This window comes from Amycolatopsis sp. NPDC001319 (assembly GCF_042896185.1).
Lineage (GTDB): Bacteria > Actinomycetota > Actinomycetes > Mycobacteriales > Pseudonocardiaceae > Amycolatopsis.
In genome coordinates this window covers 113,534-129,137 of sequence record NZ_JBIAWY010000002.1, presented here as the reverse complement: position 1 = coordinate 129,137, position 15,604 = coordinate 113,534, and the positions used below count along the sequence as shown (strand labels likewise).

Below are 15,604 nucleotides of genomic sequence, written 5' to 3'. Positions count from 1 at the left end.
CGCCGGCCGCGGGGCCGGGGCGGTTCATGGCCGGCGGCATGCCGCCGGAGAAGGCCATGGACTTCAAGGGGTCGCTGGCCCGGCTGCTGCGCCTGCTGCGGCCGCAGCGCGCGGCGCTGATCGGGGTGCTGGTGCTCGGCACGCTGAGCGTCGCGCTGACCGTGATCGGGCCGAAGATCCTCGCGCGCGCCACCGACCTGATCTTCGCGGGCGTGATCGGCAAGAACCTGCCCGCCGGCGTCACGAAGGACGCGGTGGTCGCGGGCCTGCGGGCGCAGGGCAACACCACGCTGGCGGACATCTTCGCGCGCGCCGACATCGTGCCGGGCCAGGGCATCGACTTCACGGCCGTGGGCCAGGTGCTGCTGATCGTGCTGGCGCTGTACGTGATCGCGTCGTTCTTCGGCCTGATCCAGGCGCGCCTGACGACGAGCCTCGTGCAGGGCGCGGTGTACTCGCTGCGCCGCGACGTGGAGGAGAAGCTGGCGCGGCTGCCGCTGCGCTACTTCGACCGCCAGCCGCGCGGCGAGGTGCTCAGCCGCGTCACCAACGACATCGACAACCTCGCGCAGTCGCTGCAGCAGACGCTCTCGCAGATCGTCACGTCGGTGCTGACGGTGATCGGCGTGCTGGTGATGATGTTCCTGATCTCCCCGCTGCTCGCGGTCATCGCGCTGCTGACCGTGCCCGCGTCGGTGTTCATCGCGGCCAAGATCGGCAAGCGCGCGCAACCGCAGTTCATCAAGCAGTGGGCGACGACCGGGAAGCTCAACGCGCACATCGAGGAGATGTACACCGGCCACTCGCTGGTGAAGGTCTTCGGCCGGCGCGAAGAGGCGGAAACGACGTTCCGCGAGCAGAACGACACGCTGTACAACGCGAGCTTCCGGGCGCAGTTCATCTCCGGCACGATCCAGCCGGCGATGATGTTCATCGGCAACCTGAACTACGTGCTGGTGGCCGTGATCGGCGCGCTGCGGGTGGCGTCGGGCAGCCTGACGCTGGGCGACGTGCAGGCGTTCATCCAGTACTCGCGCCAGTTCAGCCAGCCGGTGACCCAGATCGCGAGCATGGCGAACCTGCTGCAGTCCGGTGTCGCCTCGGCCGAGCGGGTGTTCGCGCTGCTCGACGCGAAGGAGCAGGAGCCCGAGCCGGCGGACCCGCAGCGCCCGGCCGTGGTGCACGGCAAGGTCGAGTTCCACGACGTGTCCTTCCGCTACCTCGAGGACACCCCGCTGATCGAGGACCTCTCGCTCACGGTGGAGCCGGGCCAGACCGTCGCGATCGTCGGCCCGACCGGTGCCGGCAAGACCACGCTGGTGAACCTGCTCATGCGGTTCTACGAGATCGACAGCGGGCGCATCACGCTCGACGGTGTGGACATCGCGAAGATGGACCGCGAGGAGCTGCGCGACAAGACCGGCATGGTCCTGCAGGACGCGTGGCTGTTCGGTGGCACCATCGAGGAGAACATCGCCTACGGGGCCGACGAGGTGACCCACGAGCAGGTCGTCGAAGCGGCCACGGCGACGTACGTCGACCGCTTCGTGCGCACCCTGCCCGATGGGTACGCCACGGTGCTCGACGACGAGGGCGGCTCGGTCAGCGCCGGCGAGAAGCAGCTGATCACGGTGGCGCGGGCGTTCCTCGCGAAACCGGCCATCCTCATCCTCGACGAGGCGACCAGCTCCGTGGACACGCGCACGGAGGTGCTCATCCAGCGCGCGATGAACTCGCTGCGCGAGGGCCGCACGAGCTTCGTGATCGCCCACCGCCTGTCCACGATCCGCGACGCCGACGTGATCCTCGTGATGGAAGCGGGCCGCATCGTGGAGCAGGGCGACCACGAAACCCTGCTGCACGCGGGCGGCGCGTACTCCCGTCTGTACGCGGCGCAGTTCGCCGAGGCGATGGCCGAGACGGACTGATCGTTCGAGGTGCTCGGTCCGGGGCGGTGCCGCTGTGGTGAACCACGGCGGCGCCGCCCCGGACTCTTTTCCGGGCCGTGTTTTACAGGCGGGGCACGTTGCGCAGGTTGGACTTCGCGAGCTGCAGCATCTTGCCCACGCCACCGCCGAGGACGGTGCGGCTCGCGGCGAGCGCGAAGCCGCGTACCTGGGCGGCGGTGATGTTCGGCGGGATCGACAGCGCGTTGGGGTCGGTCACGACGTCGAGCACCGCGGGGCCGTCGTGGTCGAGGATCTCGCGGATACCGTCGCGCACATCGGCCGGCTTCTCGACGCGGCGCGAATGCAGGCCGGACGCGCGGGCGATGGCGGCGAAGTCGACCGAGTCGTGGTCGGTGCCGAATTCCGGCAGGCCGTCCACGAGCATCTCGAGCTTCACCATGCCGAGCGAGGAGTTGTTGAACACCACGGCTTTCACGGGCAGCGCGTGGGTCTTCAGCGTGAGCAGCTCCCCCATCAGCATCGCCAGCCCGCCGTCACCGCACATAGCCACGACCTGGCGGCCCGGCGCGGCCGACTGCACGCCGATGGCGTGGGGCAGGGCGTTGGCCATGCTGCCGTGCACGAACGAGCCGATCAGCCGGCGCCGGCCGTTGGGCGTGACGTAGCGGGCCGCCCAGACGTTGCCCATTCCGGTGTCCACGGTGAACACCGCGTCGTCGGCGGCCTCCTCGTCGAGGATGTCGGCGACGTACTCCGGGTGCAGCGGCACGCGCTGCGCGACGTCGCTGGTGTACGCGTCGACCACGCGCTGCAGGCTGCGTTCGTGCTTGTGCAGCATGCTGTGCAGGAACGAGCGGTCCTCCCGCCGCCGGAGCCGCGGCAGCGCGGCGCGGATCGTGGCGCCGACGTCGCCCAGCACGCCGAACTCGAGCACCGAGCGGCGGCCGATGCGGGCGGGGTCGATGTCCACCTGCACGGTGTTGCGCTGCGGCAGGAACGTGTCGTACGGGAAGTCGGTGCCGAGCAGCAGCACGAGGTCGGCCTCGTGCATCGCGTCGTAGCAGGAGCCGTAGCCGAGCAGGCCGCTCATGCCGACGTCGAACGGGTTGTCGTACTGCACGTATTCCTTGCCCCGCAGGGAATGCCCGACGGGCGCGCCGATCGTGTCGGCCAGCGCGAGGAGGTCTTCGTGGGCATCGCGGCAGCCCGCACCGGCCATGATCATCACCTTCTCGGCGCGGTTGATCCGCTCCACGAGCCGGTCGACGTCGGCCGCGGCGGGCACGATGGCCGGCGGGGTGCCCAGCGGCGCGGACACGCCCGTCGGGTTCACGGCGGACTCGTGCGAGACGTCGCCGGGCAGCACCAGCACGGCCGCGCCGCGCCGGCCCACGGCGTTCTGCACCGCGATCCGCGCGAGCCGCGGCATCTGCTCCGGTCCGCTCACCAGCTCGCAGTAGTGCGAGCACTCCGCGAACAGCTGCTGCGGGTGCGTCTCCTGGAAGAAGCCGGTGCCGATCTGCGTCGACGGGATGTGCGACGCGAGCGCGAGCACCGGCGCGCCCGAGCGGTGGGCGTCGTAGATCCCTTGCAGCAGGTGCAGGTTGCCCGGGCCGCAGCTGCCCGCGCACACGGCCAGCTCGCCGGTGAGCTGCGCCTCCGCGGCCGCGGCGAACGCGCCGGCCTCCTCGTTGCGCACGTGCACCCAGTCGATCCCGCCGCGCGCCGAGCCGCCGGTGCGGCGCACGGCGTCGACCACGGGGTTGAGGCTGTCGCCCACCACGCCGTAGATGCGGCGCGCGCCGGACTGCACGAGAACGTCGATCAGCTGGTCGGCCACGGTCGCCATGAGCGGTCCTTTCCTCGGTTCCCCGGCAGTCTCGCACCTCCCGGTGAACGTCGCTCGCCCTTGACAACTATTCTTGTCAATGACACGGTGGGATTCCCGTCAGGTGAGGAGGAACCGGTCATGACCCACGAGTTCGACGTAACCAAGCAGGTCCGTCTGCCCGCGCCCCCGGAGGACGTGTGGGACGCCGTGGCCACCGGGCCGGGCATCGACTCGTGGTTCATGGGCAAGCACGAGGTCGACGCGCAGGCCCGGCGCGTCCGCTTCACCATGGGCGAGTTCACCAGCGAAGCCGAGATCACCACGTGGGAGCCGCCACGGTGCTTCGCCTACCGCGCCACGCCGGCGCACGACGGCAGCTTCGACGCGTTCGAGTTTCTCGTGGAGGCGGCCGAGGGCGGCACGTCGGTGCTGCGCTTCATCCACCACGGCTTCACCGCGCAGGACTGGGGCGAGGAGTACCACGAGGGCTTCAGCCGCGGCTGGGACATGTACCTGCACACGCTCGGCCAGCTCCTGCGGCACTTCCCCGGCCGCCGCGCGCGGTTCGTGATCGCGAGCGGCCCGGAGTCGTCGGCTTCGCTCGACGCCTGGCAGAAGCTCGTGCACGCGCTGGGACTGCCGGACACACCCGAGGCCGGGCGGCCGGTGCGGTTCGCGGTCGACGGCGTGGGGACGGTCGACGGAATCCTCGACTACACGACCCCGCACTACGCGGGCATCCGGACCCCGGACGCGCTCTACCGCTTCCACGAGCGGTCGGGACTGGGGATGCCGATCGCGATCGGGCACCACCTGTTCGCCGCCGACGCCGACGTCGACCAGGAAAGCAAGGCCTGGCAGGCGTGGCTGGAGCGCGTACTGGCGTGAGCGGGCGCTAAAGTGGGCGCACCCGAAGGGACGGGGGTGCCACGCCTGCGATGGCGGACGAACTCGCCGAACGCCGGCGCCGACGCGCACTCGGCCAGGCTTCCGAACCGGTCCTCGAACACCCGGTCGACCACCATCCCGTCGAGACGCATCCTGCCGACCGGCACCCGGTCGAGAACAGTGGCGTGTTCGTGGTCCAGGAGCACCGCGCGTCGCAGCTGCACTGGGATTTCCGCCTGGAACGCGGCGGCGTGCTCACGTCGTGGACCGTCCCCCGCGGCCTGCCCCGCTCCCCCGGCCGCGGGCGCCTTGCCATCCGCATCGACGACCAGCCGGTGGACTACGCGGACTTCGAAGGCGAGATCCCGGCCGGCGAGTACGGCGCCGGAACGGTCGAGACGTGGGACCGCGGCCGCTACGAAACCGTGCACTGGCAGGACCACCACATCGAGTTCGTGCTGTACGGCGAACGCCTGCGCGGCCGCTACGAGCTCGACCGCGGCGGCGCCGAAGCCGACGGGACGGACGGCTGGCGGCTGCGCCGTCTCGACCCCGCCGAGCCCGGCCACGAGGAGACGCCGCGCTTCCTGGCGCCGATGCCCGCCCGGCCGGGACGCATGCCGCCGGCGGCCGAGGACGGGGACTGGGCCTACGAGTTCGCGTGGCCGGGTCGGCGCACGCTCGTGCGCGCGGGCGGCGCACGCGTGACCGCCGCCGACGAGACCGGCGCCGACGTGACCGCGCGCTACCCGGAGCTACGTGGTCTCGCCGCGCAGCTGGGCTCCACGGAAGCGTTGCTGGACGGGCAGATCGTGGTGTTCGCCGCGGGCCGGCCGGACCCGCAGGGGCTGCGCCGCCGGGCGGAAGCGGACCCCGCGACGGCGCGCCGGCTCGGGGACCGGCATCCCGCGTTCTTCTTCGTCTCCGACGTGCTGCACCTCGACGGCCGCTCGCGGCTCGACCTGCCCTACGTGGAACGCCGCGAGCTGCTCGACGACCTGGGCCTCGCCGGCGACCACTGGCAGGTGCCGCCGACCCACCTCGGCGACGGGGGCGCGGTCGCGCGGGCGAGCCGCGACCACGGCCTGCCCGGCCTTCTCGCGAAACGCCGGAGCAGCCCGTACCGGCCGGGCCGGGCGAACACGGACTGGCTGTTCGTGGAGTCGCCGGACGTACGCCGGGTGCTCATTGCGGGCTGGCGCCCCGGCGGCGGCCGGCGAGCACGGACGTTCGGGTCACTGCTGCTGGCCGTGCCCGACGGCGCCGGCCTGCGCTACGCGGGCAGTGTCGGGGTCGGCTTCTCCGAAGAGGAACTCGGCTCGCTCGCCGCAGCGCTCGCGCAGCTGGAGCAACCGGAGCCGCCGTTCGCCGACGTGCCGGACCACCCCGACGCGCGCTGGGTGCGGCCCGTGCTCGCCGCGGAGGTCGTGCACGGGCCGAAGTCTGCGCCGCGCTGGCGCGGGCTGCTCAGCGAGCCCGGGTAGCCGGGCGGCGCAGACACAGCGCGATGCCGGCCAGCAGCACGACGGCGCCGGCGATGAGGTTGCCCGTCAGCGCGCCCGCCGAGGGCGCGGTCTCGTCGCCGTAGCGCAGGACCAGCGGGGACACCGCGGCCCAGACGCCGAGCACCGGCAGAACCCACGTGAGGGCCTGCGGGCGCGTGGTGCGCGCTCGCACGGCGGCGAGCACGATGATCGCCAGACCGGCCACCGTGTTGCTGATCGCGAGCTCGGCCGCGCCGCCGAACCGCGCGAGCCACGGGCCGATGATCAAGTACAGGCCGGCCAGCACGGCCAGCCCGGCGGCGCCGCCGACCAGTGCGCCGACGGCGCCGTTCGCGCCGGTGCGTTCGGTCGTGGTGGACATCCCGGATCACCTCGCCGTAGTCGGGTTCCCTTGATCGGGTTCACGAGTGGAGTACCCACGATCGGCGGGGCTCGACACGGGCCCGGGTGATCTCCACCCGTTCGGCGGCCGGTCTAGGCGCGGGCGGCCGCGCAGGCGTCCACGAGCCGCGGCCGCACGTCCAGGGCCTGGGCGGCGCCCGTGACGTCGAAGACCCGCAGCACGAGGCGTCCGGTCGCGACCACGGACAACGCGGGGCGCGTGCGGCTCGTCTCCTCCAGCACGCGCAGGCCGGCGCAGCTGAGGAACCCGACGCGCGAGAGGTCGACCACGAGCTTCTCCCCCACCACGCACGCTTCGGCGAGCACCGTCCGGAAGTCGCCGACCGAGGCCGCGTCGATCTCGCCCGCGGCGGTGACGAGCACGAGGTCGTCGCGGACGGTGGTGAGCAGGGTGAGGCCGGAATCCCCTCGGCGCTGGGGCATTGGTTCGACGGTACGCGCTCCGCGGATGCGGTCAACCCCCGTGCGGCGCACGCGTGGGCGACCTCACGAATCACCCAGAGTGAGCGAACGGGTGCGGAACGGTCATCGGTGCTGCTGGGCCGGGCCGGGGACTGCCCATCGCCCTCAGTGGTGGGCAGTCCCCGGCCGGCCGCGCGGCCGGTCCGATCAGCCGCCGGTGGTGTAGTAGGTGATGTCCCAGTGGTTGCCCTCGTCGCAGTAGAGGTTGCTGGAGGGGGCCTGCCACTGCGGGTAGCCGTCGCCGCGGAGGCCGATGTAGGAGAAGTTGTTCTTGATGTAGCCGTCGATGCAGCTGTTGTGCGAGATGTCCACCTTGTAGCCGTTGTAGTGGCTGTAGGTGCCCGAGGCGTGGCCGACCTCGGTGCCGCCGGTGATGTTGATCGCGCAGCCGCTGGCGCGCTTGAGCGTGATCACGCCGCTGACGGTGGTCTGGTTGATCTGCTCGAACGACGTGCAGGTGGAGTTCGACCGCGTGGTGCACCCGCCGCTGGACGAGTGCGTGACACCCGCCGCCGACAGCTGCGACGCCGCCTGGGCCTGCGTCAGCTTGGTGACGGCGGGCGCGGCCGAAGCCGCGGCCGTGCCGAGCACCGTCATGGCCGCCGCGGCGGCCAGTCCGACGGCCGCCTGGGGCAGCATCGGAGGAACGCGCATGACTTGCCTCCTCGTGGGGACTTTCGACGAGGGGAAGCCAAGTGCGCGGCTCCATACGAACGCCAAACGCCGGTGCCGCGGCGACGCCGGCGTGTGCGTCAGGTCCTGATCTTCGCCAAGACTTCACAGGCCCGGTCGCCGGCGGGTGAATCACTCGAAGCGGCGTTGAGCTCGCGCAACGCGCGCAGCTCCCACAGCGGGAAGCCGAGCTCGCGGAAGACGTCCGCGGCGCCGGCGAGGGCCCGGGGTGCTTCGCCCGCGCGGGCCTGAAGCTTGCCGAGGCTCAGCAGCGCGTAGCCGGTGCCGCGGCGGTCGCGCAGGTCGCGGAACACGGCCATGGCGCGGCGCAGGTGCTGCTGCGCGCCCGCCGGGTCGGCCGCGCGCAGGCGGGTCTCGGCGAGGCTGCGGTGGGTGTAGGCGGCCGCGTGCCGGTGGCCGATCTGCTCGAACAGGTCGAGCGAACGCGTGAGGCAGCGTTCGCCTTCGGCGACCTCGCCGGCGTCGGTGTGGAGGTCGCCGAGGCTGCGCAGGACGTGGGCCTCCCAGTGGCGTTCGCGGGTGCGGACGGCGCCGCCGAGCGCGCCCGTCAGCAGGTCGGCCGCGCGGTCGGTGCGGCCGTGGCGGCGGAGCACGTCGGCGTAGCGCTTGGCGACCTGGTCGTGCCAGCGGCCCGCGCAGTCGCCGGCGAGCAGGAGCGCGGCTTCGAAGCTCTCGACGGCCCGGCGGACGTCGCCGAGGTCCTCCGACAGGCCGCCGAACTGCGCGGCCGCGATGGCCTGGCCCCGGACGTCGCCACACGCACGCAGGAGTTCCAGGGCTTCGCGCAGCTCTTCGACGGCGAGCTCGGCCTGGCCGGCGTCGGCGTCGAGGTCGGCCAGCGCGACCAGGGCGGCGCCGCGGCCGCGCGGGTCACCGAGGGCTTTGAAGCGCGCGCCGGCCATGGCGAAGTAGGTACGGGCCTGGCGCGAGCGGCCGAGCTGCCAGTGGACGGAGGCGAGGGTGAACAGCTTGCCCGCCTCGGCCGGGCGGTCGCCGAGGCGGCGGGCCGCGGCGAGGCCGACGACCGAGACCGCCCTCGCGGAGCGGCCGAGCCACGGCGTGCCGGCCAGGGCCGCGCACGCGTCGGAGAGGCGGGCGGCCAGTGCGTGCCGGTGGTGGCGGCCGGCGAGCCGGGCGGCCGTGGCGACGAGCTCGGTTTCCCGGCGGCGCCAAGCGTCGGGGTCGGCGGTGGCGAGCCGGGCCGCGGCGGCGTCCGGCTGCGCGAACGGCGGTCCGGCCGGTTCGAAACCCTTGTCCAGTACGGAAAGCACGCGTTCGGCGAGGGCCAGGACGGCTTCGAGGGCGCGGTCGACCGCGGCGGGGTCGGGTTCACCGGGCAGCCGGGCGAGGCCGAGGCGGACGAAGCGGGGCACGCCGTGGCGGCCGTGCTCGTCGGCGACCAGGAGGTGGGTGTCGGCCAGGGTTTCGAGGCGGTCGCGGACTTCGGCGGGGCGGGTGGCGAGCAGCGCGGCGGCGCACCAGTCGGGCACGGGCCGGCGGAACAAGCCGAGCAGGCGCAGGAGATCGCGGTCTTCGCCCGGGCAGTCGCGCAGGGCCGGGAGGACGGCCGCGCGGACGCTGACGTCGCCGGCGGCGAGCTCGTCGAGGGCGCGACGGTCGTCGCCGAGGCGGGCGGCGAGGTCCGCGATCCGGAGATGGGGCCGGGTGGCGAGCCGCAGCCCCGCGACGCGCAGCGCGAGGGGAAGCCCGGCGCAGCGCGCGACCACTTCGCCGGCGGCGGCGGGCTCGGCCGCGATCCGCGCTTCGCCGGCGACGGCGGCGAGCAGCGTCGTGGCGTCCACAGTGGACAGTTCACCGACGGGAACGGGCCTTGCCGCCACCAATCCCGGCAACGGCCGCCGCGCCGTCACGAGGACGCCGCAGCCGGAGCCGCTCGGCAGCAGCGGGCGGATCTGGGCCTCGGTGCGCGCGTTTTCGAGCAGGACGAGCAGGCGCCGGTCGACGGTGTGGCTGCGCCAGGCGGCCACGAGCGCGGTGAGGTCGCCGGTGAGCTCGGCCGTGGCGGCGCCGAGGGCGCGCAGGAAGGCGACGAGGACGTCGCGGGGTTCGGTGGTGGCGAGGTCGGCCACGAGCTGCCCGTCGGGGAAGCGGCGCCGCGCCCGCCACGCGGCCTGCACGGCGAGCGCGCTCTTGCCCGCCCCGGCGGCGCCGTGGACCACGACCGGCGCGGGCGCGCGCAGGTGCCGCGAGACGGCCGCGAGTTCCGTTGCGCGGCCCGTGAAGTCGGGCACCGGTGCGGGCAGCTGCGCGGGCGGGCCGCCTGCCGTCCACTCGGCGCCGGCGATGCGGCGGTACAGCGCGTCGAGCTCCGGCCCCGGCACCACGCCGGCCTCGTCCCACAGCGCGCGGCGCGTGCGGCGCAGCACGTCGAGCGCGGCGTCGCGGCGGCCCAGGCCCGCCAGCGCCCCGGCGAGGCGGCCGGCGAGCCGTTCGTCGGCGGGCCGCGCGGCCACGACGGGGGCGAGCCGGTACACCACGGCCTGACCGTCGCCCTCGGCGAGCTGCAGCTCCGCCAGCTGCAGCAGGACCGTCCGGCGGCGGTCCTCCAGCCACACCTCGTGCGCCTCGACGAGCGGTCCCGTCGCGACGTCGCAGAACGCCCCACCCCGCCAGCACGCGAGCGCCCGAGTGAGCAGCTCTTGCTTCGCTTTCGCGTCCTCGGCCGCCAGCCCGGCCGACGCCAGCGCGACGAACTCCGCCGCGTCGAGCTCCCCCTCGGCCACGCTCAGGGCGTACCCGCGCGGCCCCGACCTGAGCCGCTGCGCGGGGTCGTCCGCCGCCAGCCCGGGCGACAACGCCTTGCGCAGCTTCGACACCGTCACCTGAACGATCGCCGCCGCACTCGGCGGCGCCCCGTCGGGCCACAGCTCGTCGACGATCGTCGCCCGCCCGACCACCTCGTTGGGCCGCGCGAGCAACAACGCGAGCAACCGCCGCGGCTGCGCCGCCGACGGCAACGCGACGGTCGCCGCCAGCGGACCGAGGACCTGGAACCGCACCGCAAGCTCCCCACGGGCCGCACGTCACCTGATCGAGCGCCCCGAAAGTACCTGCGCGACCCTCCGTTCCCGCCGGTTCGGACGGCCCTCACCCGGATGGCCCACCCCGTTGGAAGGGTGCTCGGGGCCGGGTTGGTGCGAACGGTCCTTTCGCGCCGGCCCTTGCCTACACCCAGGCAAGCATGCACCTCGCGCGATGGCCGGTCCGATCAGTTGGGCGCGAACGGTCCCTTCGGCCCGACTCGCCGTTGCACCCGCGCAGGCATGCGCCTTGGGCCGCGCTCAGCCTGATCAACCGGGCGCGAACCGTCCCTTCACGCCAGCCCTTGGCCAGCAGGCCGGGCGCGCGTGCACCTCGCGCGGTGGTCGGCCCGATCGGTCAAGCGCGAACCGTCCGCTCACTCCGGCCCTCGTCCACACCCAGGTGAGCATGCGCCTCGCACAGTGGCCAGCCTCAGCAGTCGGCGCGAGCGGTCCCTTCGCACCAGCCCACGGCCGACAGGCCGGCTGGTGGGCTACGCGGCTCGCCCGGCCGACGTGGCTCATCGCGAATCGTGCCGTCGCGCTCGACCACCGCTCGGCGAGCGGCCGTTCGCCGAACGCCGTGCCACGCCCCACGATCCTGTGCGGCCCGCGCGAGCGGTCCCGCCGCGCTCACTCCCGCCGCGCCGCGGCCGCCGAGTCAGCCGGCCACCGTCACCGCACCCCGACCAGGCGTCCGCGCGAACGGTCCCCTCGCGCGGGCGTCCGGCTCAGGCGTGTGCAAGCAGCTTCGCCTTCAGGTCGGGCCGGTCGGCCAGCACGTGGTCGCCCAGGGTGTGTTCCAGCAACGGCTTCAGCGCACCGTGCGGCGCGGTCTCCCAGTCGAGCGGGCCCAGTGGCGGCTCGGGGTCGTATTCGATGCCGAACTGGACGGTGCGGGCGACGTCGGGGCCGGCGAGGCGGTCGACGAGGTGCAGGGCCAGGTCGATGCCCGCCGAGACGCCCGCGGCGGTGATCACGGGGCCGGCGTCGACCCAGCGGCGGGCGACCGGGGTGGCGCCGAAGGCGCGCAGCAGGTCGCGGAACATCCAGTGGGTGGTGGCTTCGCGGCCGTCGAGAAGGCCGGCCTCGCCGAGGAGCAGGGCGCCCGTGCAGACGGACGTCATGAGCTCGGCCGTGCGGGCGGTCGTGGCCAGGTAGTCGATCAGCGGCCGGTTCGCGAGCGCCTCCAGGGTCGGCGCGGAGCCGCCCGGGACGAGGACGCCGTAGGGCTCGCGGACGTCGGCGAACGTGTGGCTGGGCGCGATCCGCAGGGGCGTGTCGGTGCCGATCGGGTCGAGGGTCTCGCCCACGACCACCACGCGGAAGTCCGGTTCCGCCGTGGCGAACGCGCTCAGCACCTGGAGCGGGCCCACGAGGTCGAGCACCGTGAGGCCGGGGTAGAGGACAAAGGCGAACGTCTTCTCGGTCATGCCTCCCACCGTGCCCCCGCGAGCGCGCAGAGAGGAGGGCGATGTCCGTAATCCTGCGAACCATGTCGATCGGCCTGCTGACCTGCTAACGTTCGATCATGCCGGGGCCGGAACGGCAGGTCGTGATCGTCGGGTACCCCGACGCCGAGCTGCTCGACATCGCGTGCGTCTCCGACGCGCTCGACGCCGCCAACCGGCTCGGCGCGCGCCCCGGCTACGCCCTGCGGCTGGCCACTGTGGACGGACACCCGTTCCGCTGCCAGTCCGGCATCACGCTGACGCCCCACGTGCGCCTCGACCAGGTTTCGGGGCCGCTGCACACGATCGTCGTCTCCGGCGGGACCGGTCACCGCGCGGCCGCGGCCGACGAGCGCCTGCTCGAACACGTCCGCCGGCTCTCCCGCGACAGCACGCGCACGGCGTCGGTCTGCACCGGCTCCACCGTCCTCGCGGCCGCCGGCCTGCTGAGCGGCCGTCGCGCGACCACGCACTGGGCGTACGCGGCGCAGCTCGCCGCGAAGTACCCGGCGGTGCGGGTGGACCCGGTGCCGCTGTTCATCCGCCACGGCGACGTCTACACCTCGGCCGGCGTCACCAGCGGGCTGGACCTCGCGCTGGCGTTCGTCGAGGAGGACCACGGCCCGACGCTTGCCCGCGAAGCCGCCCGCGCCCTCGTGACGTATTTGCAGCGCCCCGGCAACCAGGCGCAGGTGAGCATGTTCCTGTCCGGCCCGCCGCCCGAGCACCGCCAGGTGCGCGACCTCACCGCGTTCGTCGCCGAACACCTGGGCGACGACCTGGGCACACCCGTGCTGGCCCGGCAGGCCGGCATCAGCACCCGCCAGCTGACCAGGTTGTTCGACGCCCACCTCGGCACCACACCCGGCAAGTACGTGCGCACCGTCCGCGCCGAGCACGCCGCCCGCCTCCTCGCGGGCACCGACCTGCCCCTGGCGGCCATCGCCCGCCGCTGCGGCTTCGGCTCCACCGAGACGCTGCGCCAGGCCTTCCTCGACCACTTCGACACCCCACCATCCGCCTACCGCCGCGTGCACCTGCGCCAGGCCCTCGGCTGAGCGAAACGCCGGATACGACCGGGTCGTCCCCACCCGGTACGGGTGACGGCCACGGCCGGAGTGCAGGATGTGCGCCGTGGCACCGCCCGACTACCCCGCCGACTTCGACGACGCCGCCGACACCGGCCCCATCCGCCGCGTCGCCGACGACTCCTCCGCGCCCCCCGCCCGGCCCCGCCGCCCCCGCACCGGCGACGAACCCGCCTGGCCCGGCGCCGAAGAGCCGGTGCGCCGCGCCACGCCCCGCTCCGGCGACAACCCGGCCGGCCGCCGCACGGGCGAAACCCCCCTGCCACCACGCCGCGCCGGCGAGACGCCGGCCCGCCGCCGCACCGGGGACACCCCACCCCCGGCGAGCCGCCGCACGGCCGAATCCCCTCGATCCGGCCGAACCGGGCAAGCTCCGCTGCCGCCCCGCGACGCCGAGGGAACCCCCGCCGGCCGCGAGACGGGCGAAACCCCAGCGCCCCCACGCCGCCGCGGCGAGACCCCGCCGCCGACCGGCCGCCGGGGCGGTCAAACCTCGCGCCGGACCGGCGAAACTCCGCTGCCACCCACCCGGCGCACTCCGGGGCAGGCGCGCCGCGACGGCGAAACCCCGGGCACCACCAGCGAATCCTGGCCACCCGACACCGACGGCGGCTCGCCGTCCACAGGCCGCCGGACCGGCGAAACCCCGCTCCCACCCACCCGCCGCACCCCAGGGCAGGCACGCCGCGACAGCGAAACCCCGCGCACCACCAGCGAATCCTGGCCACCCGACACCGACGGCGGCTCGCCGTCCACAGGCCGCCACACCGGCGAAACCCCGCTCCCACCCACCCGCCGCACCCCAGGACAAGCGCGCCGCGACAGCGAAACCTCGCACGCCCCAAGCGAATCCTTCTCGCTCGACGCCGAGAGCGGCCGGCCGTCCACCGGCCGCCGCACCGGTGACACGCCTCCCCCCACCGGCCGCCGCCCCCGCACCGCCGTGAGCCCGGGCGACGCGCCGGAACCCGACGCCACCCCCGAACCCACCGCCCGCAAGGGCCTCCGTGCCGCGCTCACCGCCCAAGCGCACGGCCACGGTCATGGGCACGGACATGGCCACGGCCCCGCCGCCCCTGCCTCCACCCGGGTGCGCAAGCTGCTCATGGTGCTGCTCATCCCGCTCGCCCTCGCGACGGTCGTCGGGATGATCGTGCTGTACCCGTGGGGCAAGGCGTCGCCGACGAGTGTGGTGCCGCAGGGCACGCCGGTGCAGGCGTCGATCACGGCGACCGCCACGGGGCCGTGCCTCGCGAACGGCCAGGTGCAGGTGGGCGCGGACACCGATCCCGACCAGAAGCCGTGCCTCACCGTCGATCTGACGATGACCGACGGCCCCGGCAACGGGAAACCGCTGCGGCTCATCGTGCCGATCGAGCCGAGCACGCCGCGCTTCTCCACCGGCGACAACGTGGTCCTCGCCTACAACGGCGGCAACGCCACCGACCCGGCGTCGTTCCAGCTCGTCGACTTCCAGCGCGGCACGCCGCTCGTGCTGCTGGCCGCGCTGTTCGCCCTCGCCGTGCTGGTGCTCGGCCGCTGGCAGGGGCTCGCGGCGCTCGTCGCGCTGGTGCTGAGCTTCGTGGTGATCGTGCTGTTCGTGCTCCCCTCGATCCTCGCCGGCGAGAACCCGCTGCTGGTCGCGATCGCGGGCGCCGGCGCGATCATGTTCGTCGCGCTGTACCTGACCCACGGGCTGTCGGCGAGAACGTCGGTCGCGGTGCTCGGCACGCTGGTGAGCCTCGCGCTGATCGGCATCCTGTCGGCGATCTTCTCCGTCGGCGCCTCCCTCACCGGCCTCGACGACAGCACGTCCACGCTCATCGGCTCGCTCGGCCACGGCATCGACGCGCGCGGCCTGCTGCTCGCCGGCATCGTGATCGGCGCGCTCGGTGTCCTCGACGACGTGACGGTGACGCAGACCAGCGCCGTCTGGGAGCTGCGGCGCGCGAACCCGGCGCTGGGCTGGCGCGAGCTCTACCGTTCCGGCCTGCGCATCGGCCGGGACCACGTCGGCTCGGCCGTGAACACCCTGGTGATGGCCTACGCCGGTGCCGCGCTGCCGGTGCTGCTCTACTCGTCGATCTCCGGCGTCGGGCTCGGCGCGCTGCTCGGCAGCGAGGACATCGCGTCGGAGATCATCCGCACGCTCGCGGGCTCCGTGGGCATCGTCGCGGCGGTGCCGGTGACGACGATCCTGGCGGCCTTGATCGCGGCGCGCGAGCCCGTCGACCACCTCGTGAGCACCACGAATACGCCGTAGTCACACCAGTAACACGAGCGAACCCCGGCCGGAACCCGACCCGGTGGCTGCGGTACGAAGTCCGCGACCG

The 15,604-nt window shown here is 73.8% G+C and carries 11 protein-coding genes; 5 read left to right on the top strand and 6 right to left on the bottom strand.

All coding sequences use genetic code 11. The annotated features are described in order from the left end of the window. The first annotated feature begins 26 nt into the window (after positions 1 to 26). Positions 27 to 1,928, top strand: coding sequence for an ABC transporter ATP-binding protein (locus ACFY1H_RS06250; RefSeq protein WP_386945936.1), 1,902 nt, complete (start codon positions 27 to 29; stop codon positions 1,926 to 1,928). Positions 1,929 to 2,010: 82 nt separating this feature from the next. Here the strand turns inward: ACFY1H_RS06250 and ACFY1H_RS06245 are convergent, their stop codons facing one another. Next, positions 2,011 to 3,759: a pyruvate dehydrogenase gene (locus ACFY1H_RS06245; RefSeq protein WP_386945020.1), complete on the bottom strand. Its 1,749-nt coding sequence runs from the start codon at positions 3,757 to 3,759 to the stop codon at positions 2,011 to 2,013. A gap of 120 nt (positions 3,760 to 3,879) precedes the next feature. Here ACFY1H_RS06245 and ACFY1H_RS06240 point away from each other — a divergent pair, with 120 nt between their 5' ends. Both ACFY1H_RS06240 and ACFY1H_RS06235 read left to right on the top strand, forming a co-directional pair. Continuing rightward, complete coding sequence (locus tag ACFY1H_RS06240) at positions 3,880 to 4,629, top strand: SRPBCC domain-containing protein (RefSeq protein WP_386945018.1); 750 nt, start codon at positions 3,880 to 3,882, stop codon at positions 4,627 to 4,629. A 50-nt stretch (positions 4,630 to 4,679) separates the two neighbouring features. Next, positions 4,680 to 6,113, top strand: coding sequence for a DNA polymerase ligase N-terminal domain-containing protein (locus ACFY1H_RS06235; RefSeq protein ID WP_386945016.1), 1,434 nt, complete (start codon positions 4,680 to 4,682; stop codon positions 6,111 to 6,113). Here ACFY1H_RS06235 and ACFY1H_RS06230 read toward each other — a convergent pair. The 5 genes from ACFY1H_RS06230 to ACFY1H_RS06210 form a co-directional block, all read right to left on the bottom strand. Next, complete coding sequence (locus ACFY1H_RS06230; RefSeq protein ID WP_366576844.1) at positions 6,097 to 6,495, bottom strand: SPW repeat protein; 399 nt, start codon at positions 6,493 to 6,495, stop codon at positions 6,097 to 6,099. The two genes, ACFY1H_RS06235 and ACFY1H_RS06230, sit on opposite strands and share 17 nt — an antisense overlap. 113 nt (positions 6,496 to 6,608) lie before the next feature. Continuing rightward, positions 6,609 to 6,959, bottom strand: a complete 351-nt coding sequence (locus ACFY1H_RS06225) for an STAS domain-containing protein (protein WP_366576846.1) — start codon at positions 6,957 to 6,959, stop codon at positions 6,609 to 6,611. A gap of 186 nt (positions 6,960 to 7,145) precedes the next feature. After that, positions 7,146 to 7,652 carry a hypothetical protein gene (locus ACFY1H_RS06220; RefSeq protein WP_386945014.1) on the bottom strand — a complete coding sequence of 169 codons (507 nt, stop codon included), beginning with the start codon at positions 7,650 to 7,652 and terminating at the stop codon, positions 7,146 to 7,148. Positions 7,653 to 7,750: 98 nt separating this feature from the next. Beyond that, on the bottom strand, positions 7,751 to 10,711 hold the full coding sequence (locus tag ACFY1H_RS06215) for a BTAD domain-containing putative transcriptional regulator (protein WP_386945012.1): 2,961 nt from the start codon (positions 10,709 to 10,711) through the stop codon (positions 7,751 to 7,753). Between the two features lie 752 nt (positions 10,712 to 11,463). Then, positions 11,464 to 12,165 carry a DJ-1/PfpI family protein gene (locus ACFY1H_RS06210; protein ID WP_386945010.1) on the bottom strand — a complete coding sequence of 234 codons (702 nt, stop codon included), beginning with the start codon at positions 12,163 to 12,165 and terminating at the stop codon, positions 11,464 to 11,466. A gap of 98 nt (positions 12,166 to 12,263) precedes the next feature. Here ACFY1H_RS06210 and ACFY1H_RS06205 point away from each other — a divergent pair, with 98 nt between their 5' ends. Then, positions 12,264 to 13,241 (top strand): GlxA family transcriptional regulator, encoded by a 978-nt coding sequence (locus ACFY1H_RS06205; RefSeq protein WP_386945009.1) that lies wholly within the window; start codon positions 12,264 to 12,266, stop codon positions 13,239 to 13,241. A gap of 973 nt (positions 13,242 to 14,214) precedes the next feature. After that, positions 14,215 to 15,534, top strand: coding sequence for a YibE/F family protein (locus tag ACFY1H_RS06200; protein ID WP_386945934.1), 1,320 nt, complete (start codon positions 14,215 to 14,217; stop codon positions 15,532 to 15,534). Positions 15,535 to 15,604 lie beyond the last annotated feature (70 nt).